Genomic DNA, 23,834 nt, shown 5'->3' with positions numbered 1-23,834 from the left:
GGGCGTCCTGCCGCCCCAGGCCCACAGCGCGCCCAGGTGAGGTGCTGGGCTAGACTTTCGCCATCGGTACAAGCAGACACTGGAGCCGCGAGTGACACTCGAATGGAAACAATCCACCGATGGAATCGACTGGGAAGAGCTTTCTGCCCTGTACCGGGCCGCCCCATTGGGCGAGAAGCCGCCACTCCATCTGCAGAAAGTCTTCTCGAACAGCATGTTCAAGTGCTTCGTTTACGAGCATGCGAAGCTCGTGGCGGCGGGGCGCGCGCTCGCGGATGGTGGCGATTGCTCTTACATATGCGACATTGCGGTAATGCCCAGCCATCAAGGCACGGGCCTTGGCAAACAGGTGGTCAGTGCCCTGGTCGAAATGTCAGGCGAGCACAAGAAAATCATCCTGTATGCCGTCCCTGGCAAAGAGCCTTTCTACAGAAAGTTCGGCTTCATGCGCATGAAGACGGCCATGGCCATTTTCAAGAATCAGCAGCAGCAGGTGGAGGCGGGCTACCTCAGCGAAACCTAATCGACCTCGGGCGGTCGGTGTCTGTCTTCGTACTGACACTGTTTGGCCAAATGCAGTCATCCCGAAATGAAGCCAGCCTTGACGCCAGGGTCTGGTCTCGGAGTCGCAAATGCCGTGCAGCGCGCAACGGAGCGATTGGCCTCTATGGGCGCTGCTGAAAAGCTGCCCACGCCCGCTCCACCAGTTCACGCATACGAGCGTCTTCGGCCAAAGGATGAAGTACCAGATCCTTCAGCGTACCATCATAAATTTCCTTCCCTCCACGTACGGATGCTCGCAGCGCTGCGGCGAAATCGTCTTCTGCCGCGGCATAGTTGCCAAGCAAGCACCACACGTAAGCCCGGTTGCCGAGAATCATGCCGTCGGACTGCGCACGGCGTTTCACGGCATCGTCCAGTTGATTCAAGGCGGTTTTCAATAACATCTTCCCTTCTGGATTGCCGAGTTGCAGCAGCCTTTTGGCTTCGAGCAAGCGGCCAAAGCCTGCACTATTCAGAGCATTTGCGACCTGCTCACGCAGCGCGGGCTCGGCAGCCTCACCAAAGCGGCGCACTACCTCATCGTAGGTGGCTATTTCGGCTTCGTTCTGGTTCAGTCGGCCTTGGGTGATGCCCTTGTTGAGCAAGGCCATCGCGACCTGCTCGCGCAGTGCGGGCTCGGCAGCCTCACCAAAGCGGCGAAGCACCTCATCGTAGGTGGCTATTTCGGCTTCGTTCTGGTTCAGTCGGCCTTGGGTGACGCCCTTGTTGACCAAGGCCCTGGCGACCGACTGGCGCAGCGCGGGCTCGGCAGCCTCACCAAAGCGGCGCACCACCTCATCGTAGGTGGCCATAGCGGCTTCGTTGTGGTTCAGTTGGCCTTGAGTGATGCCCTTGTTGACCAAAGCCCTGGCGACCGACTCGCGCAGCACGGGCTCGGCAGCCTCACCAAAGCGGCGCACCACCTCATCGTAGGTGGCCATCGCGGCTTCGTTGTGGTGCAGTTGGTCTTGGGTGATGCCCTTGTTGACCAAGGCTATCGCGACCTGCTCGCGCAGCGCGGGCTCGGCAGCCTCACCAAAGCGGCGCACCACCTCATCGTAGGTGGCTATTTCGGCTTCGTTCTGGTTCAGTCGGCCTTGGGTGATGCCCTTGTTGAGCAAGGCCATCGCGACCTGCTCGCGCAGTGCGGGCTCGGCAGCCTCACCAAAGCGGCGAAGCACCTCATCGTAGGTGGCCATCGCGGCTTCGTTGTGGTGCAGTTGGCCTTGGGTTGTGCCCTTGTTGACCAAAGCCCTGGCGACCGACTGGCGCAGCGCGGGCTCGGCAGCCTCACCAAAGCGGCGCACCACCTCATCGTAGGTGGCCATAGCGGCTTCGTTGTGGTGCAGTTGGCCTTGGGTTGTGCCCTTGTTGACCAAGGCCTTGGCGACCGACTCGCGCAGCGCGGGCTCGGCAGCCTCACCAAAGCGGCGCAGCACTTCATCGTAGGTGGCCATAGCGGCTTCGTTCTGGTTCAGTCGACCTTGGGCGCCGCCCCTGTTGACCAAGGCCATCGCGAGCTGCTCGCGCAGCGCGGGCTCGGCAGCCTCACCAAAGCGGCGCACCACCTCATCGTAGGTGGCCATCGCGGCTTCGTTCTGGTTCAGTTGGTCTTGGGTGATGCCCTTGTTGACCAAGGCCATCGCGACCTGCTCACGCAGTGCGGGCTCGGCAGCCTCACCAAAGCGGCGCAGCACCTCATCGTAGGCGGCTATTTCGGCTTCGTTCTGGTTCAGTCGGCCTAGGGTGATGCCCTTGTTGAGCAAGGCCCTGGCGACCTGCTCGCGCAGCGCGGGCTCGGCAGCCTCACCAAAGCGACGCAGCACCTCATCGTAGGTGACCATAGCGGCTTCGTTGTGGTTCAGTTGGTCTTGGGTGATGCCCTTGTTAACCAAGGCTATCGCGACGTGCTCGCGCAGTGCGGGCTCGGGAGCCTCACCAAAGCGGCGCACCACCTCATCGTAGGTGGCAACAGCGGCTTCGTTGTAGTTCAGTTGGTCTTGGGTTATGCCCTTGTTGAGCAAGGCCGTCGCGACCGGCTCGCGCAGCGCGGGCTCGGCAGTCTCACCAAAGCGGCGCAGCACCTCATCGTAGGTGGCCATCGCGGCTTCGTTCTGGTTCAGTTGGCCTTGGGTGATGCCGCGATTGACTAGCACCTTCGCAACACTTGCGGCACCGGCATTGGCAACTCCTGCAGCTTTGAGCCAAAAATAGGCAGCGTCTTCCAAGGCCCCGGCGGTGTACGCGGCGTGGGCGCGAGTGTTCCAGTCATCGAAAGAGTAGCTGTCTTCGTTGGAGGCTTTCAGCTCACGGTCGCGCTGAGCAAGCACTTTGGTTGACTCGGCCAGGGCAGATGGGGTTTGGGCCCCGGTTTTGCCAATGGACTCTTGTACGGTGCTGATAGCCTTTGTGACATCGGCAGCGTACGCTTGAACCCCTTGCGCATGCCCATCCATTTCCACATGCAACTGGTCAGCTTTCTGCTCCATTGCTTTAATTTTCTCTTTCAACTGGCTTGCCTGTTCGTCAAACCACTCTTGCGCGCTAGCTCCCGCAGCATCAGAGGCAGCCTCCTTGGCTTCCGACTTGGCATTGCGGTACCCGAGAAATCCACCCAAAACCAGCAATACCGTGATGACGACGCCCAGCAGGGTGGTCAAGATGCCAAACCGGTCAATGCTTTGACCCAACTGCGCCAACTGGTCATCTACACGCTTGTCAACGGCAGTGATCTGTTGGCGGACGGCTTCAATATCTTTGACTTGAAGCTCCTTTTGTGAATCCAACTTGCTTTGCTGCAATTCTTTGAAGGCATTCAAATCGTCTCGCGAGGCAAATGTCGAGGTCTCCGTCGTTTGCGCTACAGCTGTGCCCCACAGCAAAAGACAGATAGCCAGCAGTCGGCTCATTGGACTCGCTCCGTTGGTTGCTTTCATACGTTGCCGTTGTTTGCAAATTCTTTGTAGCGGATGCTAACAAAGGCCATGGATTTGCCGGGCGGCGGCGGCATTGCCTTCACGCTTTCAACGCCGCATTCAACGACCGGCGCGAACGAAAGCTGTCGCCCGGGCAGGCGAAACGAACGGCTCAGACCAGCCTGCAGCGGACGTATGCTCTCACTCCCCGAATGCCCACGCCAGGCCAACAGCCGAAGTCCAGCCGCCAGCGGTCACTTGCGGTCACGATGGCATGATCGCCCGCTTACCATCCCCCAGAACTCGCCCCGGCTGTCCGGCAACATCCACCGGCCGCAATGAGACGGCTAGACCTCCACCTTGATGCACTCTTCTTGTTGAAAAACGATGGTCAGAGCACCAAGCTTGGCCTTCAGGTCAGGTTGCATCTTTCACCCTCCCAGCACCCAGGCACCGCCACCAACACCACGACATGCCTGCGAACAAGACCATGGTGAAAGCGGCCTCAGCGAATGCGTACATCGAGTAGGCGAGGTGATCCGAAGAATGCTGTTGGTTGTAGCGCCACATACTGAGCACCAACAGACACTCAGAAAAGAAAAAACTGATCAGCGAAAACCCAAGGACTCGATGGCGCGCAGTCACCGCGATGAGCGCCGCACAGACCACCAGTTGGGCGATGCCGACAAAGGAGGTCTGCTGCACGTGCGTGAGTTCTGAGAGCAAAGGGCCCAACAGTTCGTGCCACCACTGCCGATAAAAAAGCAGCACGCCAACGAGCACGGCACCCAGCCAGGCAACCACGAACGAGAGCCCATGTGCCCTATGTGCCCTGTGCGGCCTGACTTCACGCATCCCGCAAAACCCGCAGGATGTGCTGGACCGTGTGGGAGATTCTGGGCACTGATTCCTCCTGTAAGTGGCTTGCAGTCTGGGCGTACAGCTGCAGGACCATTCAAACTGCAAGGGTCCGATCGGACGCGCCAACTCCGAACTCCGAGACCTCCGCCACTGCTCTGACAACGTGGCATGCAGTTGCGCACGAGAACCTTGCTGTCGAGCTTGTACCCCTGCAGACGTGCGCTATTGGCCGACAGCGAAAGTCTAGCCGCCCACGCTCGTGCCCTTTATCGCCCAAGCAGGCGACTGAGCCAAGCCGAGAGGATGCCCACCGGGAGGGACTTGGGTCAGGGCGCCCACGCTGCACAGCCGTCGTTCGGCTGATCGGGGCTGGGAAAGTGCAACACGGCTCCAAAGTGCGCCGCAAGCCGGGCTCCCGTTTCGGAGGCTGCGACGGCCTCGGGCCAGGGCGGGACAGTCCCATTGAAAAGCCGGATGTCACCACCTTGCGTGAAGGTGCCGAGGTGGTTTTCGGTGTATTCCCCGCCCTGCTCAACGATCGCCGACATGCAAAGGAACCACCCGTTCGTATCTCCGTCCCACAGCACTTGGACGCAGGCCAGCTTTCCCGCCATGGCCTCCACCTTCACCCTGAGATTGTCGAAGGACACGGCCTCCATGGCCTTGGCCTTCTTTGCCTCGTTCAGGTGCTGCAGCAGCGGCTCTATGCGCTCCAGTTCGGCGGTGCACTGCTCTTGCGTCCAAGGCAAACGGACGCCTGCACCCACCAGCGCGCGGATCAGGGTGAAGTCGAACAACGCATCCCATGTTTCGGAGCGCTCTCGTTCCTTCCAATGCCAAACGGGATAGATGAGGTGCCAGTGATAACCGCATTCTGGAAACGCCTCTGCCATGGGGCTGGCCAAGCTGTGTTTGCTCCACTTCTGCGGGCCCGCCATGAGGTTGCGCAAAACAGCGGAGGGCAGTTCCCCTGAGCGGATCAACGTCGATATCTGTTCTACCGCTTCCTGGTTTTGCATGGGAATTTAAGGACTGCTGCTATACGGATTCGGCCGATTTCGAAAGTCTAGCCGGCCGCCTCCTACCCTGTATCACCCAAGAAGGTGACCCAGGGCGGGCAGCGCCATGCCCGTGCCCCTGGCCAAGACCCGGGCCAGGGGGCGCATGCCCATGCCGAAGTGCGTGGCACTCAGTCCGCGCCCTCGCCCGCCCCCTCGCACAGCATGGCCACCAGGTTGGCCAGCTGCGTGTTCGATGCCAGCGCCCCTTTTCTCACGCACACGCGGTGGTGGCGCTGGGCCCAGGCTTCGGCCAGGGGCACGGTGGCGATGCGGCCCAGCAGCGCCTGGGGAATCACGGTGCGCGCCACCACGGCCACGCCCGCGCCCGCGGCGACGAGCTGGGCGATGGCGTCGAAGCCGGCGACCTGCACCTTCACGTCGAGCCGGCCGCCGAGTTCGTTGGCCTTGTTGACGAGGTAGGTGTGCAGGGCCGAGCCGCTTTGCAGGCAGATCCAGGTCTCGCCCAGGCAGTCCGCATAGCGCACCGAGGGCGCGCCCGCCAGGCGGTGCGCCAGCGGGGTGATGAGCACGAACTGGTCTTCCTGGTAGGGGATGAAATCGAGCTCGGGGTGGCCGATGTCGATGGCCACCACGCCCGCGTCGGCACGGCCGATGGCGACCGCCGCGACGATCTCGTGGCCCATGCGCTCTTCGAGCGTGATGCGCACCGTGGGGTGCGCGGCGAAGTAGCGCGCCAGGTCTTGCGGCAAGAAGGAGTTGATGGCGTTGTTGTTGGCAAACAGCGTGAGGTGCGTGGTCAGGCCCTGGGTGTAGGGCAGCAGGTCGGAGTGCATCTGCTCCAGCCCCGCCATGCAGCGGCGCACGTGGTCGAGCATGACCGTGCCGGGCGTGGTGAGCGTGACCCCGCGCGCGCCGCGGATGAACAGGGTGAGGCCCATGCGCTCTTCCAGGTCTTTGATGCGCAGGCTGGCCGAGGGGGCCGACAGGTGGCAGCGCGCGGCCCCGCGCGACAGGTTGCCCTCTTCGGCAATGGCCAGGAACAGGCGCAGGTCGGTGAGGCTGTAGTGCATGGGGGCGAGGTTACCCGCCCTGCGCCGCCTGCGCCACGGTGATGAAGTCGGGCTTGCCCACGCCCTGGATGAGCAGGTAGTGGGCGCCGCCGGCTTCTTCTCCTTCTCCTTCTCCTTCGCCCGCCTCACCCGCGGTGAAGCGGTGCACCCGGCCGCTGGCCACCTGCAGGCTTTGGCCGGCGCGCAGGGGCACCACCTCGTCGGGCGCGGCGAGCCAGATGTCCAGCCGGCCGTGCAGCACGTAGAACAGGTCGGTGGTGGCGGTGTGCGAGTGCCAGGGGCTTTGCTGGCCGGGGCTGACCTTGTACTCGGTGATGCAGTAGTCGGGCGTTTCGGCCACGCGGTGGCGAAAGTCGGTGGTGTACTTCACGGCGGTGGTCGTGGTCATGGGGGCGGGCTCCTTCGTGTGGGCCATGGTCGTCATCAGGCGGCCAGTGCCGGTGCGTCCTGCGTGGCCAGCAGGGCTTCGAGCTGGCGCGCGGCGGCCACCACGCTCTTGTCGCAGCCCCGGGGGCCCAGCACCGACAGGCCCACGGGCGCACCGTCGAGCGTGATCCAGGGCAGCGTGACCTGGGGCAGGCGCGCCAGCGCCGCGGGCGCCAGCAGCAGGTGGCAGCGCTCGCGCGTGGCGGTGAAGACTTCGTCGCTGGACGTGAGCAGCGGCGCGATGCCGGGCGCCGTGGGCAGCACCAGCAGGCCGTGCTGGGCGAACAGGTGGGCCAGCGTGCTGCGGGCGTGCTCGCGCACGGCCTCGGCGGCCAGCACCTGGTGGGGCTGCAGCTGGGCGATGTGGCCAAAGCGCTCGCGGATGGCGGGCGCCAGCGAGTGCCCGTGCACCTGCACCCAGGCGCCGTGCTGGGCCCACACATCGGCGCCCTGCAGCGTGCGGTTGGCCACGGCCCAGTCGTGCAGCGCCAGGCTGCCGGCCGCGCGCCAGGTGACGGGGGTGGTGCCCTCCTGCAGCCGCGCCACGAGTTGGCGGTAGGCCGCCTGCACGCGCGGGTCGCAGGCGTCGAGTGCGTCGTGCGCGGCCCACCAGCCCCACCCGCGCGCCTGCGGGGCGTGCGGCGCCACCACGTCGAGCACGCGCTGCATCACCGCGCCGCTGCGGGTGAACCAGCCCACCGTGTCATACCCCGGCGCCAGCGGAAAGCCCGACACCCCGCCCACCAGCCCGTGCGAGGGGCGAATGCCCCACACCCCGCAGTAGCTGCCCGGCAGGCGGGCCGAGCCGCCGCAGTCCGTGGCCAGGCCGATGTCGCAGTGGCCCGCCGCCACGGCCACCGCGGCGCCCGATGACGAGCCGCCCGGTATGCGCGTGGGCGCCATGGGGTTCACGGGCGTGCCGTAGTGGATGTTGTTGCCCGCCAGGCTGTAGGCCAGCTCGTCCGTCACCGTCTTGCCCACCCACTGGGCACCGGCGCCCAGCAGCGCAGTGACCGCGCTGGCGCTGGTGGTGGCAACGGGCTGCCCATCGCGCCACAGCGGGTTGCCGGCGCCGGTGCGCAGGCCCTGCACGGTGAACACATCCTTGACGGACAGGGTGAGCCCCGCGAGCTGGCTTGAGGCGATGTGCGGGGTGAAGGGCAGCGCGCCAAAGCCGTCGCGCACGAAGGCGCCGGCCAGGCCGGGCTGCAGCAGGTCGTTGTGGTTGTCGTTCATGGGTACGCGGTGGAAGAAGAAAGAGAAGAAGAAACGCTCAGTCGATGCGGATGCCGGCGCTGCGCACGATGTCGCCATTGCTCTTGACCTCGGCGGCCAGCAGCTTCTGAAAGTCTTGCTGTGAGGAGCCCACGGGCGTGAGGCCCAGCAGCGTGAGCTTTTCCTTGACGGCGGGGGCCGCCAGCGCGGCCACGAAGTCGGCGCTGATGCGCGCGGCGATGCGCGGCTCCAGCCCGGCCGGGGCCAGCATGCCGAACCAGGCGCCCGATTCGAAGCCCGCATAGCCCGATGCGATGAAGGTGGGCACCTCGGGCAGCTGCGGCACGCGCGCGGCGCTGCCCACGCCCAGCGCCAGCACCTTGCCGCCGCGCACAAAGGGCAGCACATCGGGCAGGGGCGCCATCAGCAACTGGGTCTGCCCGCCGATCAGCGCCGTGAGGCCGGGGGCCGAGCCCTGGAAGGGCACGTGCAGGATCTTCATGCCCGACAAGTTCTTAAACTTTTCGAGCGCCAGGTGCGCGGCCGTGCCGTTGCCGATGGAGCCGGCGGACAGGTCCTTTCTGCCCGCCTTGGCCGCGTCCTGCAGGTCCTTCATGCTCTTGAAGCCCTCGGCCGCGCTGGTGACCAGCACATTGGGCGTGAAGGTGAGCTGCGTGAGCGGCGTGAAATCCTTGAGCGTGTCGTAGGGCATCACATCGCGCAGGCTGGGCGCCACCGAGAAGGCGTTGGCGAAGATGCCCAGGGTGTACCCGTCCGGCGCGGCCTTGGCCACGGCCGTGGCGCCGATCACGCTGCCCGCGCCGGGGCGGTTCTCGATCACCACCGGCACGCCCCACTGGCCCTGCAGCACGGGCGCCATCACGCGCATCAGCACGTCGGTGGAGCCCCCGGCCGGGTAGGGCACGACGATCTTGACGGGCCGGCTGGGAAAGTCCGCCGCCAGGGCGGCCTGCGGTGCGTAGAGCGCCAGGGCAGCGGCCGCAGCCAGGATGGAGCGTCGGGCAAGAGTCATAAGGCATCTCCTAAAGAGACGCCAGTGTCTGCAGCGCCGCCCATTGGGACAAGTGAGATCTCACAAGGGCAGCGTTTGTCAAAGACAAACGCTAAAAGGCCAACCCACGGCACCCAGAGCGCGCTGTCACACCCCGATACGCTGCGGGAATCTGTCTTACAAGGATTCGCGGTTTTTGCGGCGATAGTGGGGCCTCGCAGGCGGGCCCTGGGCCGCCCCCGGCGCTGCCGCCTGCGCCATGCCGTACCATGACCGCCACCCCAACCCAAGCCTGCCGCCGTGCCCCGTAGTCGCCCCCTCTTGCCCCCTGCCGCCCCTTCCGCAACGCCGGCCCGATGGTCGGCGTTGCTGCTTTGCAGTGCCATGGGCGTGTTGCTGCTGCTGCCGGGCTGCAGCCTGCTGCCCGGGCGCGGGGGCGAAGAGGCGCCGCGCGATGCGGCGTCGAGCCCGATTGCGGCGGACAGCGATGGCAGCCCCTCGTTCGACGTGCAGGTGCGCGCGCCCGATGCGGTGCGCGAGACACTGGAAAAGCACCTGGAGCTGCAGCGCTTTCGCCAGTTGCCCGACCTGCAGGCCAGCGAGCTGCAGCGCCTCTTGGGCGCGGCCGATGCGAACGCGCGCGAGCTGCTGGGCACGCTGGGCTATTTTTCGCCCACCATCACGGTGGAGATGACCGAAACGCCCGATGCCAAACTGGCGCCGCGCACCGTGGTGGTCACGGTGGACCCGGGGCCGCAGACACGCATCGCCAAGGCCGACATCACCTTTGCCGAGGCGGTGGCCGCTAACAACACCACGCAGGACGGCGAAGGCCGCGCGCGCCAGCTGCGCCGCGTGCAAAACGGCTGGGGCCTGCCGCCGGGCAAGGCCTTCACCCAGTCGGCGTGGGATGGGGCCAAGAACGATGGCCTGCGCCAGCTGCAGGTGCGCCGCTACCCCACGGCCAGCATCACCAACAGCCGCGCCGAGGTGGATGCCGACAAGAACGAGGCGAACCTGAGCGTGGCCTACGACACGGGCCCGCTGTACCGCTTTGGCGCGCTGCGGGTAGAGGGCCACCAGCGCTACGACCCCGATGGCGCGCGCCGCCTGGCGCGCCTGCCCACGGGCGCCATCTACGACGAGGCGGAGCTGCTCGATGCGCAGCTGCGCCTGGCCAGCAGCGGCTATTACGACGCGGTGTTCTTGACGCTGGACACCGAGGGCACCGACCCGCTGGCCGTGCCCGTGGTGGCCCAGGTGCGCGAGGCGCAGCTGCAGAAGGTGGTGTTTGGTGCCGGCCTGTCGACCGACAGCGGGCCGCGGCTGACCATCGACCACATCCACAACCAGATGCCGGGCCTGGGCTGGCGCGCGGTGAGCAAGCTCTCGCTGGACCGCAAAAACAAGCTGCTCTCCACCGAGTGGACCGACCTGCCCGGCGAGAACGGCTGGCGCTGGTTCACCGGCGGCCAGGTGCAGCGTGAGGACACGGGCGACTACGAGACCAACAGCGCCCGCTGGCGCGGCGGCCGCAGCAAGAGCACCAAGAACATCGACCGCAATTACTTTCTGCAGTACGACTATGCCAAGAGCCAGGGGCTGAACGCCCCGCCCTCGGGCACGGCGGTGAGTGTGAACTACGGCTGGACGGGCCGCTACTTCAACAACAACACCGCCCCCACGCGCGGCCACGGCATTGCGGCCGAACTGGGCGTGGGCACCACGCTCACGCCCGAGCGCGACCCCTTTGTGCGCACGCTGCTGCGCTGGCAGACCTTCATACCGGCGGGCCGCGTGCAGGCCGACGACGGCAGCTCGCGCGCGGCGCGCCTAGCGGTGCGGGCCGAGGGCGGTGCGGTGCTGGCGCGCGAGGGCGCGCAGCTGCCGGTGACGCAGCTCTTTCTGACCGGTGGCGACACCACGGTGCGCGGCTATGGCTACCGCAAGATCGGTGCGCGCACCGACAACGGCCAGCTCTACGGTGGCCGCTACCTGGCCGTGGGCAGCCTGGAGTGGCAGCGCCCCATCGTCTACAAGGGCACCATGACGGACTGGGAGAGCACCCTGTTCGTGGATGCCGGTGCCGTGGCCGACAAGGTGGGCGACCTGGACCCGCGCGTGGGCGTGGGCGCCGGCGTGCGCTGGCGCAGCCCCGTGGGCCCGCTGCAGGCCGACCTGGCCTACGGCATCAAGGCCAAGGAGCTGCGGCTGCACCTGCGGCTGGGCTTTACGTTCTGACGGGGCCAGCCAGCGCCCTGCGCCCTTTTTTCTGCCCCTGATTTCCTGACTTGTTGATTGATTGATGCCTTCTCGCCATCCGCCCGCCCCCACCGCCAACCGTTCGCCCGACTTCAGCGCCGGGTCTTCGGCCCCGCCGCCGCCCCGCCCGCGCCGGCGCAGCGGGCTGCGGCTGCTGGCGTGGCTGCTGCTGGGCCTGCTGGCGCTGGTGCTGGCCGCGGCCGGCGCGCTGTGGTGGTGGGCGGGCAGCAGCACCTCGCTGGCGATGGCGCTGGCGCGCGCGGCGCAGTATTTGCCGGCGGACCAGAAGCTGGAGAGCCGCGACGTGAGCGGCTCGCTGCGCACGGGCGGCCGCATTGGCTGGCTGCGCTGGAGCAGCCCGGCCCTGGTGGTGGAGGTGGACGGCGCGCGCATCGGCTGGCAGCTGGCCCCGCTGCTCAACCGCAAGGTGGAGCTGGGCGAGGTGCATGCCGCGCGCGTGCGCATCACCCCCCAGGCCACGGCGCCTGCCAGCACCGAGCCGGTGAAGCCGCTGGAACAGCTGCTGCTGCCCGTGCAGATCAGCGTGCCCTTCCAGGTGGACAGCCTGGAGTGGGCGGGCTCGCCCGAGCAGCAGATCAGCCTGGCGGGTGAACCGCCGCAGCAGGAAGGGCGGGCCGGCCGGCCCGCCGTGCAGGCCCAGCGCCTGGCCGGTGATTACCGCTACGACGGCACCGCGCACCAGTTGAAGATAGCCAACGTGGAGCTGGCCCAGGGCCAGTACAGCGCCCAGGTGAAGCTGCAGGCCCAGGCCCCCATGGCCATCGACGTCACGCTGGACGGCACCGTACAGACCACGCCCCCGGGCGGCGGCCACCCGCTGCGCGTGGCCGCACACGCCACCGTGCAGGGCACCCTGGCCACGGCCGCCGCGCAGCTGCAGGCGGCGGCGCAGTTGAAGCCCGTGGTGGTGGCCGTGGCGGCAGAGCCAGCGGCATCGGCCGCATCGCCCTCCGCACGCAAGGCCGCCCCTGCGGCCCCCACCCCACCCACCGAGCCCATGCAGGCCGATGTGCAGGCCACCGTGCTGCCCTGGGTGCCCCAGCCGCTCAAGCAGGCCAACGCCACGCTCAAGGCGCTGGACCTGGCGGCCCTGTGGCCGCAGGCGCCACGCACCCTGCTGCACGGCACGGTGAAGGTGGACCCGGTGGATGCACCCGCCGCAGCCACAGTGCCTGCGCCGGCCTCCCCCTCTGCCATCGCCGGCTGGAACATCGCGGCCGACCTGCGCAACGACCTGCCCGGCCCCTGGGACACCCGCCACCTGCCCCTGGCCGCGCTGCAGGCCCGCGCGGGCTTTGACGGCACGCGCTGGAGCGTGCCCGAGGCCACGGCCACCATCGGCACCGGCAAGGCCGCGGGCACCGTGGCGCTCAAAGGCCAGTTCACCCCCGCCACCGGCGCGGCCGAGGGCCAGGCCGAGCTGCGCAACCTGCGCCCCGATGCGCTGCACACCGCGCTGGCGGCGGCACCGCTGGGCGGGCGCATCACGGCCCAGGGCCAGGCCGACCAGGCGGTGCGCTTCACCGCCGATATCCGTGCCACCGGCGCTGCGCCAGCCCCCACCGCACCGGCACCAGGAAAGAAAGGCGCGCCGCCCCTGCTGCGCATCAACACCTTCACCACCCAGGGCCAGTACCTGGCGCAGACGGGTGGCGGCACGGTGCAGCTGGACCGCCTGCTGCTCGACGCCCTGCAGGCCAAGGTCGAGGCCACGCAACTGCGCGTGGCCATCGGCGTGCAATCGGCCCAGGGCCAGCTGCGTGCCACGGTACCCGGCGCCACGGTCAATGCCAACGGCCAGATCGCGCCCACCCAGGGTGCGGGCGAGCTGCAGCTGCAACTGGCCGATGCCGAGCGCACCCAGGCCTGGCTGGCCAGCCTGCCGGGCATGGCCGATGCGGCCAAGGGCACCACCGCCAAGGGCCAGGCCCAGCTCAACACCCGCTGGACGGGCGGTTGGCAGACCGCCCAGCGCCAGGTGGAGGCGCTGCTGGCCGGCAAGGCATTGCCCCAGGGCGGTGCCAACCCGTTCACCGTGCAAGCCCGCCTGAACACGCCGCAGCTCGACGTGGCCCTGCCCCCGGGCCAGGGCGGTGCGGGCGCGATGTCCAACGTGCAGCTGCGCGGCGTGAATGCCGAGCTCTCGGGCTCGCTGGCCCAGGCCACGCTGGCGCTGGACGGCGAGGCCCGCACCGGCACGCAGCGCGCCACGCTGCGCACGCGCCTGTCGGGCGGCATGGGCGGCGCCAACGAATGGCAGGCCCAGGTGAGCGAGCTGCGCCTGCAGGCGCAAGACACGCAGCTGCCCGGCCCCTGGGCCGTGCAACTGGCCGAGCCCGTGAGCGTGAAGCTGCGCATGGGCGCTTCTGCCCCGGCACCGGCCACGACTGCGTCCAGCCCAGCCACGACCAGCGCAGCCGCCCTGTCGGTGCAGGCATCGGCGGGCCAGGCGCGCATCACCGGGCCGGTGGCGGGCACCGTCACCCTGCGCTGGCAGCCCGTGAGCTATGCAGGCGGTGGCGGCGGCCCGCTGCGCCTGCAGACCCAGGGCAGCCTGCAGGGCCTGCCCATGGCCTGGGTGGATGCGTTTGGTGGGGCAGCAGATGCCGCCACCGGCAAGCCCGCCCAGCAACCCCTGCTGGCCCGCCTGGGCCTGGCCGGCAACATCGTGTTCGACGGGCAGTGGAATGTGGACACCACCAGTGGCCCGCTGCGAGCCAGCGCCAGCGTGCGCCGCGCCTCGGGCGATTTGCGCATTCTGGCCGTGGACTCGGCCCCCATCACCACCGTGCAGAGCAGCGGCCAGGGCGCGGGCGCTGGCAGCCCCAAGGCGACCGTGACCGAAGAGCCCGGCAGCAGCAGCAACGCCGGCGTGCGCCAGGCAGAGCTGAGCGTGGAGGCCGAGGGCGACGCCCTGCGCGCCAAGCTGGTGTGGGCCAGCGCCCGCGCCGGCGAGGTGGACGCCACCGCCAGCACCCGCCTCACCCTGGGCAGCACCCTGGGCGCCACCACGCTGGCGCCCGATGCGCCGCTGGCCGGCACGCTGCGCGCGCGCCTGCCCGATGTGGGCGTGTGGTCGGCCCTGGCGCCGCCGGGCTGGCGCGTGCGCGGCACGCTCGATGCCAATGCCACCCTGTCGGGCACGCGCGCCGCGCCGCGCTGGGCCGGCACGCTGGGGGCCGACGAGCTGGCCGTGCGCTCCATCCTCGACGGGGTGGACCTGCAGGGCGGGCGCCTGCGCGCGGCGCTCAACGGCAACCAGCTCGATATCACCGAGTTCCGCCTGCGCGGCGGCACGGGCAGCAAGGCCCGCATCCCCGGCTACAGCGGCAACCGCACCAGCGCCCCGCAAGACGGCGGCAGCCTCAGCGGCACCGGCCGCGTGAGCTGGGGCGCGGACAGCGACACCACCTCGGGCCTGGCCATGAACTTCCAGGCCGAGGCCAAGGCCCTGCAGGTGCTGGGCCGGGCCGACCGGCAGGTCAACGTGTCGGGCAAGCTGCAGGCGCAATTGCAGCAGGGCCAGTTCAGCGTGCGCGGCAATCTCACCACCGACCGCGCCACCATCATCCTGCCCGACGAAACCGCCCCCAGCCTGGGCAGCGACGTGGTGGTGCGATCGGCCGCCAAAGACCGCGAGGCCCAGGCCAAGGCCCAGGCCATCGCCAAGGCCAACCAGGCGGCCGAGCAGCCCGCGGGCGCCAGCACGGCACCCACCACCGCCAAGCCGCCCGAGATCGCCATCACCCTGAACCTGGGGCGCGACTTCGCGCTGCAGGGCCACGGCATCACCACACGGCTGACGGGCGAGCTCGACGTGCGCAGCAGCCCCGTGCCCGGCGCGCCCCCGCGCGTGATCGGCGAGGTGCGCACCGAGCAGGGCCGCTACCGCGCCTGGGGCCAGGTGCTGGACGTGGAGACCGGGCTCATCCGCTTCAGCGGCCCGTACAACAACCCCTCGCTCGACATCCTGGCGCTGCGCCCCAACATCAGCGTGCGCGCGGGCGTGCAGGTCAGCGGCTCGGCCCTGGCCCCGCGCGTGCGCCTGTACTCCGACCCCGACCTGCCCGACGCCGAAAAGCTCAGCTGGGTGGTGCTGGGCCGCGACGCCGCCGCCGGCGGCGCCGAAGCCGCCGTGCTGCAGCAAGCCGCCCTGGCCCTGCTCGGCCGCAAAGGCGGCGCCGGCAGCCCCACCGCCAACATGGCCAGCCGCCTGGGCCTGGACGAAATCGGCTTCAAGGGCCCCGGCGCGGGGGAAGACGCCACCGGCGCGGCGCTGACCTTTGGCAAGCGGCTGTCGACCGACCTGTACGTGACGTACGAGCGCAGCCTGTCGGGCACGCTGGGCACGCTGTACATCTTTTATGACCTGTCGCGCCGGCTGACCCTGCGCGGGCAGACGGGGGCGCAGAGTGCGGTGGATATCATCTATACGGTGAAGTACGACTGATGGCCTGGCCTTCAGCCGCATGCGAAGGCACGCCGTGGTGGTAGTGCGGCGGCATGGCAGGGGCAGCACCACTGCCCCCGCGCGGCACAAAAGCCCGGTGGCATATTTGCTGTGCAGCAAATATTCAAAATTTGCCTAAGTTAGCTGTTTGTTCTATATTTGCGCAGCAGCAAATATGAGCCCAGCACCTAACATGCCAGCAAAGCCCCAGGATCTGGTCGAGCAGTTCATCCAGAGTCTTGGCATCGACGCTGGAATCAGGCTTCAGCACCTGAAGGTGGAGCATGGGTTCGCCATGGGCGAGAGGCGCTTTGCACTGGACTACCTTGTGCGGCTGAAAATGCCCGGGGGGGGAGTTCTTGACATGGCCGTGGAACAGCTGAGCGCTGGCTATCCCCGCGACGTGCGATTGGCGATGCAAACCCTGCGTGCCTACGCACAAGCCCAAGGCCTTGAGGGTGAAGCGACACCACTTTGCGTCGTGGCCAACTACCTCACTCCCACATCGCGCAAAGAGTTGACCGAAGCCGGCATCAACTACTTCGATAGCACCGGCTCGATGCGGTTCCAGCACCGCTCGGTCTTGATCCTCAAGGAGATCGGCGAGAAGCCACGCGAAGAACGGCGGCCCGTACGGCTGTTCATCGGGGCGCGGGAACAGGTCATCCATACACTGCTCCACCATGGCTTGCGAACGAAAACCAGCGCCTTCCTGTCGGGCTCGGAACTGGCCGCCGAGGCGGCGGTTTCTGCATACACCGTGTCGCAGACGATGCAGGAGCTGGAACGCGAGGGATGGGTCGAAACCAAGGGCTCAGGACCAGCCCAGCGCAGACGGCTGCTCGACCCAGGGCGTCTGCTGGACGCTTGGGCGGCCGACTGGGCGACACGCCGCGAAAAGGTTTCCCACTGGTTCACCTACTCACCCCGTGGCCACCTGGTGGACCACATCCTGTCGAAGTTCGCCGAACACTCAGGATGGGCGCTCACCGGCGCGGCTGCGGCCAATGCCGTCGCCCCCACGCTCACCAGCGTGGAAAGGGTCCAGGTCATCGTGCCGCCTGACTGCAGTGGTGCCTGGGCGAAGGAGATGGGCTTCAAGCGGGCCGACAAAGGCTCCAACGTGGAATTCATCGAGCGAACCGGGGCAGCACTGATGTTCTGCAGCCAGCACCCTGACCGCCCTGACTCCCGGTTTGCCAGCCCATTCATCCAGTACCTGGATTTGCTGGACGGGTATGGCCGCAACCAGGAACTCGCGCACCAGTACAGGAGCACGGTTCTGCAGCTCAAGCACACAACAACATGAGCGAAAAGTTTGGCACCAGGGACGGCTACAGCGCAGACCTCAGCCGGGCCTGCGACACCGTTCTGGTTCTGCTGCTGCAGGCGTTCGGTACATTCAAAGGATCGGTCCGCCTGGTCGGTGGGCTGACCCCGAGGTACCTGGCCCCCGAGGCACCGCCGGACATCCCCGCGCACGTGGGCACCACGGATGTGGACGTGGTCCTGAACGTCTCCGTGCTGGCCGCAAAGGGCGCCTACGCCCGGCTCCGTGCACAACTCAAGAAGCTCGGCTTCACGCCCCATGTGACCGACAAAGGCAGCCCCAGCAGCTGGCAATGGGTTTACCTGCTGGATGGCCGTGAGATCTGCGTGGAATTCATCCAGGGCACCGAAAACCCCGACGAGAGCGGCACCCTCCAATCGCTGGATGGCGAGGGGATCTCCGCAATACGGTTCCTGCACGCGGGCCTCGTCCACGAGTGGTACCTCGAGCGCGAAGTGACGGTGGACTTGCCGAGCGGCGACGGGCGCGCAACCGAGACGGTTCGCTATGCCGATCCCGTGGCGTTCATGGTCCTCAAGACGCTGGCATTCGATCACCGCCGCGAGCGCAAGGATGTCGCCGACCTGATCCACGTCATGCGGCACTGGGGGCGTGTCGAAGACCTGGCAGCGCTCTTTGCCCAGCGCGCTCTTGAAGGCCACCACCGGGATGCGCTGGAGGAAACGCTGGCGCTGTTGGTGCGGCACTTTGTCGACCAGGAAGGCCAGGAAGGCTGGCAGAAGGAAGGGCCCACCAAGTTCGCCAACTTTCATAAGATCGGAGCGCCCGGCGACGACGTCAACGTGCAGGAGCGACGCCAGGTGAGCGCGCTGGTGGAACACTTCGTACAACTGGCCAGGGACCGCCTCACCACAAGCTGATCGTGGCGTGCGGCTGAAGAAAGGCATGGCCGCATGCGAGGGCATGCCGTGGCATTGCGGCATGCATGCACCATGGCAAGGGCAGCGCCACCGCACCCTGCGGCACAAAAACCCGGCCGCACCGGAAGGCCGCCCCGCACTGCCCCTACAATCGCCGGCTGCGTCCTCCTCGTAGTTCAATGGATAGAACGAGTGCCTCCTAAGCGCTAGATACAGGTTCGATTCCTGTCGAGGGGACCAATTTCCCCCGCCCTGGGGGAATCAACCGCGCGGCGGCGCCCCACGTCCAGAGCCTGCGCCCCCTCAGCGCGGGGATGGCACCGCAATGGCAACAAGCAGAAATGGAAACGGGCAGGGGTCACTTGCCCGGTGTGGGTGTCTTATACCCGCCAAGATCTGCGATCAGGCCGACGGCCATGTCGCGGACATGCAGGTGGGGGTTGTCGCGGCAGAACTTGTCGCCATAGCGCAAGATTTTTGCGCTGTCGGGGATGTCCACCTCCGCGTGCGCGGCGAAGTTGTTGTAGCCGGAGAGATAGCCCATCAGCCATTGGGTGTACAGGCCCTCACCCGCAGTGCCCCGGGCCTTGGAGAAATCGCCACACGTGGCATGGGCTGCCCCGCGGATCTCGGCAGGTCGCTGGCCCCAGGCTGGCGCTGTTGCAAGGCACATTGCCGCGGCAAGAATGATGGGATGTCGGTGCATTTTTTTCCCTTCTGGTTCTGGCACCCAGGGACGGCGCCGGGCGGCAACCAATCACCGGCCGTAGGCGTCCCTCAGCTTTTCATAGATCCCGCTCGCGTTGCCCTGCACGACGGAGCAATAGGGGTGCACGGGTTGGGGCAAGGAGTTGGTGCAGACCGTGTCCCACTGGCTTGCCACGCGGCATTTCGCCAGCACCTTGTCCAGGTCGTCCGAAAAATTGCCGGCCTGGATGCCGAGCCAGAGCATCCGAAAATCCGAGTCTTCCGGGCCCTTCACGATGGCGACGGTGTCCGTGCTCTTTTGGTAGAAGAACGGGGTGCTGCCCACATAGCCGCCCATGCGGTTCTTGGCATTCACCAGCCCGCATGCGTCGCCCGGGTTCTTGCCGTCCCGCATCTCGCTGAACTTCGCGCTGTCGGGGTCATTGAGCAGCCTCTTGACTGCGACCTTGGCGTCGTGGTGTGCGCCACATGCGGCCAGCGCCACGGCGGCGATGCCCGCCATCATCCAAACCTTCATTCCATCTCCTCCCTGTTCTGCTAGCCATGGTGTGATGTCTAGTATGGCGTGGAACGGTGACGGCCCGAGCCACCCGAATGGGCAGTAGCGCGCTCGGCAGGGCCCGCAGCTGGTAATCCGCCAACGATGGCCATCGATGGCCATCGCTGGCCACCGCTGCGGCGCGCATCGGCGGGGTGCAGAGCCCCCGCCCCGCCCCACCCCAATTCCCCTTGGCCCCGTCACCCCGATGTGGTACGTTCCCCCACGCAGAAGACACCCCCATCCCAGTCCATTCCACGCGCATTGAGGGATGCCATGGAAAGGCCGATGGGAGCAGCCCCTGCACGACGCCGCGCGCCCAGCAGCACCAGCACCACCACAACAACAGGGCCTGCGGCGGCCAATCCACCTGAACGAACCATTCGTGCCCACCACGGGGCACTGCACGCCATGCAAGAACAGCAACGCAACAGCCGCCTCCGCCAACACCACCAACACAACCACCCCCGCCAGCCCTTCGCCAGCTTCCAGCGCGGCCTGGTGGTGCTGGCCTGCCTGGCCGCGTTCCCTCTGCTAGCGCAGGCCGCGCAGCCGGCGATCGTTGGTGGCTCGTCCCACTACACGGCCTTGGGCCGCGATGGGCGGGTGATGGGTTTTGGCGAGAAGAACTGGAGCACCGCACCGTGGATCGAGCCGGGCACCAGCGGCGTGGAGAAAATCGACAACAGCGCGTGGGACGCGATGCTGCTCAAGTCCGACGGCTCCATCGAGGTGCACAAGAACTGGATCGGCAGCTTCACCAAGACCGTGCTGGCGCGCGAGTACCCGGGCCGGTTCGTCAGCATCGCGGGGGGCAACCGCTACCACCTGGCAGCGCGCGATGACGGCCAGGTCGTCTCCTGGGGCGACCAGCCGCCGGCCAAGGTGCCAGCGGACCTGCGCGACGTGGTGGCTGTGGCCGCCGGTGAGGAGCATGCCGTCGCGCTGCTCAAGGACGGCACGCTGCGCGTCTGGGGAGGCAACGGCTACGGGCAGACCAATATGCCCGCCGGGCTGAAGGACGTGGCGGCCATCTCCGTCAACTACATGCACACGCTGGCGCTCAAGAAGGATGGCACGGTCGTCGGTTTTGGCAGAAACCAGCACGGCCAGAGCGATGTGCCCGTGGGCCTGACCGATGTGGTCGCCATCGCCGCCGGGGGCCTGCACTCCGTGGCGCTCAAGCGCGACGGCACCGTGGTGGCCTGGGGCGCGTATGGCGAAGGCCAGCTCAACATTCCCACCAATGGCAAGGGCGTCTCGTTGATCGCGGCGGGCAACCGCAGCACCGCCGTGGTGTTCGACGACGGCACCATCTACACAACGCTGGGCGGCTCGGCCAACACCAACCCCATCCTCCTGCCCTCAGGCGCCTCGCTGGGCGACGTGTACAACCCCGAGCACTACCGCATCGAGGCCAAGGTCACCGGCGACGCCAAGAAGCTGACGCTGGACGCGGTGTTCAAGCCCTCCACGCTGCACGCAGGCCAGGGCAATTATTTTATTTCTGCCACCGAGCCCACCTCGGGCATTGTGCTCAACCTGACCCAGGCCGGCTGGGTGGCGGGCGATTTCGCCAAGCCCGTGCCCTACTTCGCCAGCCCCGTGGCCCTGGCGGGCAAGACGCTCGCCATCACCAGCGCGCTCGACGTGTCGGGCCTACCCGGGCTCATCGTCACGGCGGGCTACTCGTCGGCCGCCACCGGCAAGACCTACCAGAAGACCATCTACCAGAACACGCCCTCGGCCCCCGTGGATGTGCCGGCCCCCACGCCCACCCCCACGCCCGTGCCACCGCCCCCACCGGCCCCGGCACCAGCGCCCACGCCAGCCCCGACACCCGCGCCCACACCAGCGCCGGCACCCACACCTGCACCCACACCCGCCCCGACGCCAGCACCCGCACCAACACCCGTGCCCGTGCCCACCCCGGTCATCCCGGCGGACTTCGCCTTCCCGCCCGCTGCGCGCACCTACCTGTGCTACAACGGCGGCGGCCGCTTCATCGAGCCCCTGCGCTTCGGCTTTGGCGCCGACCGCGTGGACATCATCTCGGGCCAAAGCACCATCTTGAGCCTGGCGGCGCTGCGCTACCAACCCGACTACCTGGGCTTTGGCACCGTGCTCACCGACCGCCGCGTGCTCGCGCTGGGCTACTACCCCCAGGGCTTCACCCTCAACTCGCAGGTCTACTCGGTGATGTACGCCTTCACCTACGCCGGCACCGCCGAGGTCAACCCCTACTCCGCGCGCTTTTGCAAGTGAGGTCGCCAGATGGGGCCGGTGCCCGCCACGCGGTCAGCGGCATGCCCCGCCCTGCCCTGTCTGGTTTAGTGCGTTTTAGCGCCTGGCGATAAAAGCCCCGGGCAGGCCCTGCCCGCCCTTGCCATGGCGCACGCATGCGGTGGTGCCGGCTCCGCCAGGCGCGTGGGCGGCGGGGGCCAACGCGCCTTGCGTCACCGCACCGGGCGCGCCGGTCACGGCATAGAGCCCCCCAGACAGTGCTACACGATCCCCGAAGCCGGGGCTACCATGCACATGGCCGCGGGGGAATGGTGCAACGGTCGGGGGTTGTCCCCGAGGGCGTGCCAGACTTCCGGGGCCTTGGTGCAGGCAGCAGCAGCCTGTCTGCCTGTCTGTCTGTCTGTCTGTCTCTTGCGAGCACCTCCATGGAACAACAACAACAACAGCAGCAACAGCAACAAGCCTCAACCCCACAGCGCCAAGGCCTCGACGGCGGCATTCTGGTGGGCCCATGCGGCAACGACAGCGCTGGCGATGACGGCAGCGCAAGCAGAAGTGGCAGCAGCAGTGGCGGCGATCGCGACCCGGCCCTCGCGTGGCATCGCCGCATCCACTACACCATGCCGCGCCGCGACCCCAGCCTGTCCGCACCGACCCACGATGTCGACTGGTGGCGCGCGCCTGCGCCCCGCAAGAGTGGGCTGCTGCACCAGCTGCAGCGCTTGCTGTTCAAGCGATAGCGTGCCCCGGGCTGGCGTGGGGCGGGCGTTGCGGCCCGTGCGCTGGTCTGTGCCTGTGCCTGTGCCTGTGCTTGTGCCTGTGCCTGTGCTTGTGCCTGTGCCTGTGCTTGTTCTTGTGCCAGCGCCTGCAGGCTGTCGCTGATGAAGCTGTAGTCGCTGCTGTGGATTGCGTTGTTGTTGCGGGCGCCGGCGCTGGGGGCGCTCTGGGCGCCCTGCTCCCAGGGCTGGGTGGGTGCTTCGAACACGGGGGCGGGGCTGTAGCTGTAGCCGTCCCCGTCCTCCTGCCCGGTCTGCGCAAAGGCCTGCTCCAGCGGGGGCAGCTCGGGCGTGTGCAGGGGCTGGGCGAGCAGGGGCTCGGGCGTTGCCTCGGTGGCGCTGTCGGTGGGCCACATCTGCAGGCCCAGGGGCTGGGCGGGGGCCTCGTCGGGCGCGGTGAGGGGCTGCTCTGTTTGCTCGGGCTGCCAGGTTTGCTCGGCCTGGGGCTGGGTGGCGCCGAAGGTGGATCGTGGATTGGTGGTGGGGTGCACCCACACCGGGCGCTGGCGTGAGGTGGGCGCGGTCAGGGCAGCGAGCAGTTCGTCGGCGTCAACTCACCCATTCCAACGACCGGGCGGACAGATCCCGGACGGACATGCGGCGCCGTTCTTCCGCCGGAGGGTTTTCTCAACGGTTTCGGCGCTCCAGAGCCAACGCGCCCATCACTGCCAACGATTTAACTTTTGCAGAAATTTACTTCATTCGCTTTCGTAATAATTTTTCATCCAGTGGCCAATGTCCATGCCCTCTTTGGCGACAAAGTACACAAACAGTTTTGCATTTCCAAGACGAGCCCCTCCCCCAAGAAGATATCTTATGTATTTTTCCGCATGCAATGGCGCAAGTTTTCGGACATCCTCCAAATGTGAATTGTACACATCCATATAGTCACGACAGCTCCCACCCTCCTGGGAAACATCCCTCCCGAGATCGTGCTTCAGCAACTCCAAAGTGGAATCACGCAACCCAGCCATAAAAACTCCTTTAACGACCATTCATCCTTGCAATAATATTTACCTTGCTAGGAACATTTTTAAATCCATCTACACCAACAGGATCTTTCAACGTTATCTCGAATATCCCATACCCAACCTTATGCCTGGCTTTACCGAACGATATATCCCTTATCGCGGCCTGCGCCCAATCATCTGCTGTCCCATTTTGATTGCTTTCGCGATGCTTGTCGAATTCTTTTTGAAAATTCCTAAGATTACTATCAGCCAGCTTACCCGGCAACCCAACTGGAGGCTCCCCCCTCGTTTCAACGTAATAAGAAATCAATGTTCTCAACATTGCCTCCGTCACTCCAGGGGCATCGATCCTCACGAATTCTCCTGTTGATTCTATTTTTGCTACTTTGGCAATACTCAGACTAGGGCCATCATCCGTATCATCGATGTTGGCAAACCCCACATACTCACCGTCCACGAGCATCGCAATATCGTTATTTGGATCATATTGCGAAAATATCCGAACCTTGAGGTCTGTGAGCGGAACCGGACGCGGATTGTTCTCCGACCCCACCGGGCCTTTCTCCGACGCCGCCCCCGCACCGTCCTT

General features: G+C 66.8%; 18 protein-coding genes and 1 tRNA gene. 7 read left to right on the top strand and 12 right to left on the bottom strand.

Annotation, left to right across the window (positions count from 1 at the left end; translation table 11 throughout):
• Positions 1-91: 91 nt before the first annotated feature.
• Positions 92-523: a GNAT family N-acetyltransferase gene (locus AC3WOH_RS31400; RefSeq protein ID WP_492233229.1), complete on the top strand. Its 432-nt coding sequence runs from the start codon at positions 92-94 to the stop codon at positions 521-523.
• Positions 524-665: 142 nt separating this feature from the next.
• Here the strand turns inward: AC3WOH_RS31400 and AC3WOH_RS31395 are convergent, their stop codons facing one another.
• The 7 genes from AC3WOH_RS31395 to AC3WOH_RS31365 all read right to left on the bottom strand — a co-directional run bounded on the left by AC3WOH_RS31395 (position 666) and on the right by AC3WOH_RS31365 (position 9,085).
• A complete protein-coding gene (locus AC3WOH_RS31395) occupies positions 666-3,452 on the bottom strand; it encodes a hypothetical protein (protein WP_492233227.1) in 2,787 nt (928 codons plus the stop codon).
• Between the two features lie 423 nt (positions 3,453-3,875).
• Positions 3,876-4,262 (bottom strand): hypothetical protein, encoded by a 387-nt coding sequence (locus tag AC3WOH_RS31390; RefSeq protein WP_492233226.1) that lies wholly within the window; start codon positions 4,260-4,262, stop codon positions 3,876-3,878.
• 383 nt (positions 4,263-4,645) lie between these two features.
• On the bottom strand, positions 4,646-5,338 hold the full coding sequence (locus AC3WOH_RS31385; protein ID WP_492233225.1) for a hypothetical protein: 693 nt from the start codon (positions 5,336-5,338) through the stop codon (positions 4,646-4,648).
• Between the two features lie 170 nt (positions 5,339-5,508).
• The gene (locus tag AC3WOH_RS31380; protein WP_492233224.1) at positions 5,509-6,411 is read right to left on the bottom strand and encodes a LysR family transcriptional regulator; all 903 of its coding nucleotides are present in this window, start codon (positions 6,409-6,411) and stop codon (positions 5,509-5,511) included.
• Positions 6,412-6,421: 10 nt separating this feature from the next.
• Entirely contained in the window at positions 6,422-6,799 is a 378-nt protein-coding gene (locus AC3WOH_RS31375; RefSeq protein ID WP_492233223.1) for a cupin domain-containing protein, read from the bottom strand.
• A 35-nt stretch (positions 6,800-6,834) separates the two neighbouring features.
• Positions 6,835-8,073: an amidase gene (locus tag AC3WOH_RS31370; protein WP_492233222.1), complete on the bottom strand. Its 1,239-nt coding sequence runs from the start codon at positions 8,071-8,073 to the stop codon at positions 6,835-6,837.
• 37 nt (positions 8,074-8,110) lie between these two features.
• Complete coding sequence (locus AC3WOH_RS31365; protein ID WP_492233221.1) at positions 8,111-9,085, bottom strand: Bug family tripartite tricarboxylate transporter substrate binding protein; 975 nt, start codon at positions 9,083-9,085, stop codon at positions 8,111-8,113.
• 363 nt (positions 9,086-9,448) lie between these two features.
• Between AC3WOH_RS31365 and AC3WOH_RS31360 the strand changes: the two genes are divergently transcribed.
• The 5 genes from AC3WOH_RS31360 to AC3WOH_RS31340 all read left to right on the top strand — a co-directional run bounded on the left by AC3WOH_RS31360 (position 9,449) and on the right by AC3WOH_RS31340 (position 18,248).
• On the top strand, positions 9,449-11,305 hold the full coding sequence (locus tag AC3WOH_RS31360) for an autotransporter assembly complex protein TamA (protein ID WP_492233220.1): 1,857 nt from the start codon (positions 9,449-9,451) through the stop codon (positions 11,303-11,305).
• A 64-nt stretch (positions 11,306-11,369) separates the two neighbouring features.
• On the top strand, positions 11,370-15,797 hold the full coding sequence (locus tag AC3WOH_RS31355; protein WP_492233219.1) for a translocation/assembly module TamB domain-containing protein: 4,428 nt from the start codon (positions 11,370-11,372) through the stop codon (positions 15,795-15,797).
• Positions 15,798-15,990: 193 nt separating this feature from the next.
• Positions 15,991-17,106: a type IV toxin-antitoxin system AbiEi family antitoxin gene (locus tag AC3WOH_RS31350; protein WP_492233218.1), complete on the top strand. Its 1,116-nt coding sequence runs from the start codon at positions 15,991-15,993 to the stop codon at positions 17,104-17,106.
• Positions 17,103-18,008: a GSU2403 family nucleotidyltransferase fold protein gene (locus AC3WOH_RS31345; RefSeq protein WP_492233217.1), complete on the top strand. Its 906-nt coding sequence runs from the start codon at positions 17,103-17,105 to the stop codon at positions 18,006-18,008. Before AC3WOH_RS31350 ends, AC3WOH_RS31345 begins: the two co-directional genes overlap by 4 nt.
• A 165-nt stretch (positions 18,009-18,173) precedes the next feature.
• Positions 18,174-18,248 (top strand) — tRNA-Arg (locus tag AC3WOH_RS31340).
• A gap of 118 nt (positions 18,249-18,366) precedes the next feature.
• Here the strand turns inward: AC3WOH_RS31340 and AC3WOH_RS31335 are convergent.
• Both AC3WOH_RS31335 and AC3WOH_RS31330 read right to left on the bottom strand, forming a co-directional pair.
• Positions 18,367-18,714, bottom strand: coding sequence for a hypothetical protein (locus tag AC3WOH_RS31335; RefSeq protein ID WP_492233216.1), 348 nt, complete (start codon positions 18,712-18,714; stop codon positions 18,367-18,369).
• 51 nt (positions 18,715-18,765) lie between these two features.
• Positions 18,766-19,218 (bottom strand): hypothetical protein, encoded by a 453-nt coding sequence (locus AC3WOH_RS31330; protein WP_492233215.1) that lies wholly within the window; start codon positions 19,216-19,218, stop codon positions 18,766-18,768.
• Between the two features lie 447 nt (positions 19,219-19,665).
• Here AC3WOH_RS31330 and AC3WOH_RS31325 point away from each other — a divergent pair, with 447 nt between their 5' ends.
• Positions 19,666-21,519, top strand: coding sequence for an RCC1 domain-containing protein (locus tag AC3WOH_RS31325; RefSeq protein ID WP_492233214.1), 1,854 nt, complete (start codon positions 19,666-19,668; stop codon positions 21,517-21,519).
• A gap of 592 nt (positions 21,520-22,111) precedes the next feature.
• Here the strand turns inward: AC3WOH_RS31325 and AC3WOH_RS31320 are convergent.
• The 3 genes from AC3WOH_RS31320 to AC3WOH_RS31310 all read right to left on the bottom strand — a co-directional run.
• The gene (locus tag AC3WOH_RS31320; RefSeq protein WP_492233213.1) at positions 22,112-22,765 is read right to left on the bottom strand and encodes a hypothetical protein; all 654 of its coding nucleotides are present in this window, start codon (positions 22,763-22,765) and stop codon (positions 22,112-22,114) included.
• 207 nt (positions 22,766-22,972) lie between these two features.
• Entirely contained in the window at positions 22,973-23,248 is a 276-nt protein-coding gene (locus AC3WOH_RS31315; protein WP_492233212.1) for a hypothetical protein, read from the bottom strand.
• Between the two features lie 10 nt (positions 23,249-23,258).
• Positions 23,259-23,834 (bottom strand): hypothetical protein (locus AC3WOH_RS31310; protein WP_492233211.1); only part of this gene is annotated, 576 nt, incomplete at its 5' end.

Source organism: Acidovorax sp. FW305-C-20-28, assembly GCF_058783375.1.
The sequence above is the reverse complement of the archived record's forward strand: the minus strand, read 5'-3'. Positions and strand labels throughout refer to the sequence as shown.

Excerpts from the sequence above, each read along its gene's own strand:
- AC3WOH_RS31395 (WP_492233227.1), bottom strand. The coding sequence starts at position 3,452 with ATGAGCCGACTGCTGGCTATCTGTCTTTTGCTGTGGGGCACAGCTGTA.
- AC3WOH_RS31385 (WP_492233225.1), bottom strand. The coding sequence starts at position 5,338 with ATGCAAAACCAGGAAGCGGTAGAACAGATATCGACGTTGATCCGCTCA.
- AC3WOH_RS31380 (WP_492233224.1), bottom strand. The coding sequence starts at position 6,411 with ATGCACTACAGCCTCACCGACCTGCGCCTGTTCCTGGCCATTGCCGAA.
- AC3WOH_RS31375 (WP_492233223.1), bottom strand. The coding sequence starts at position 6,799 with ATGACCACGACCACCGCCGTGAAGTACACCACCGACTTTCGCCACCGC.
- AC3WOH_RS31370 (WP_492233222.1), bottom strand. The coding sequence starts at position 8,073 with ATGAACGACAACCACAACGACCTGCTGCAGCCCGGCCTGGCCGGCGCC.
- AC3WOH_RS31365 (WP_492233221.1), bottom strand. The coding sequence starts at position 9,085 with ATGACTCTTGCCCGACGCTCCATCCTGGCTGCGGCCGCTGCCCTGGCG.
- AC3WOH_RS31360 (WP_492233220.1), top strand. The coding sequence starts at position 9,449 with ATGGGCGTGTTGCTGCTGCTGCCGGGCTGCAGCCTGCTGCCCGGGCGC.
- AC3WOH_RS31355 (WP_492233219.1), top strand. The coding sequence starts at position 11,370 with ATGCCTTCTCGCCATCCGCCCGCCCCCACCGCCAACCGTTCGCCCGAC.
- AC3WOH_RS31350 (WP_492233218.1), top strand. The coding sequence starts at position 15,991 with ATGCCAGCAAAGCCCCAGGATCTGGTCGAGCAGTTCATCCAGAGTCTT.
- AC3WOH_RS31345 (WP_492233217.1), top strand. The coding sequence starts at position 17,103 with ATGAGCGAAAAGTTTGGCACCAGGGACGGCTACAGCGCAGACCTCAGC.
- AC3WOH_RS31335 (WP_492233216.1), bottom strand. The coding sequence starts at position 18,714 with ATGCACCGACATCCCATCATTCTTGCCGCGGCAATGTGCCTTGCAACA.
- AC3WOH_RS31330 (WP_492233215.1), bottom strand. The coding sequence starts at position 19,218 with ATGGCGGGCATCGCCGCCGTGGCGCTGGCCGCATGTGGCGCACACCAC.
- AC3WOH_RS31325 (WP_492233214.1), top strand. The coding sequence starts at position 19,666 with ATGCAAGAACAGCAACGCAACAGCCGCCTCCGCCAACACCACCAACAC.
- AC3WOH_RS31315 (WP_492233212.1), bottom strand. The coding sequence starts at position 23,248 with ATGGCTGGGTTGCGTGATTCCACTTTGGAGTTGCTGAAGCACGATCTC.